Raw genomic sequence first — 474 nt, forward strand, 5'->3', positions numbered from 1 at the left:
GCGAACTGCTGTGGGACGTGGGCGGCGGCGCCGGGTCCGTCGCCGTCGAGTGGCTGCGCGCCCACCCCGCCTGCCGCGCCGTCACCGTGGAACGCGACCCGGACCGGGCGGCCCGCATCGCCCGCAACGCCGAGTGCCTGGGCGTGCCCCGGCTGCGGGTGGTCACCGGCACCGCCCCCGAGGCCCTCGCCGGACTGCCGACCCCCGACGCGATCTTCATCGGCGGCGGCCTCACCGCCCCCGGCCTGCTGGACGCCTGCTGGGAGGCGCTGCCGCCCGGCGGCCGACTCGTCGCCAACACCGTCACCCTGGAGTCCGAGGCCCTGCTCGCCGAGCGCCGCCGGCGGCACGGCGGGGAGCTGATCCGGCTCCAGTTGGGTCGGGCCCGTGCGGTGGGCGGCTTCACGGGCTGGACCCAGGCCATGCCGGTCACCCAGTGGTCGGTGACCCGCCCCGCCGCACCCGGCCCGGCGG

The 474-nt window shown here is 79.1% G+C and carries 1 protein-coding gene; it reads left to right on the forward strand.

Annotated elements, in window-relative coordinates:
• Nucleotides 1-474, forward strand: a 474-nt coding sequence (gene cbiT, locus FOE67_RS28250) for a precorrin-6Y C5,15-methyltransferase (decarboxylating) subunit CbiT (RefSeq protein ID WP_182667627.1), incomplete at both ends; no start/stop codon positions are given.

Source organism: Streptomyces calidiresistens (genome assembly GCF_014141525.1).
Classification (GTDB): domain Bacteria; phylum Actinomycetota; class Actinomycetes; order Streptomycetales; family Streptomycetaceae; genus Streptomyces; species Streptomyces calidiresistens.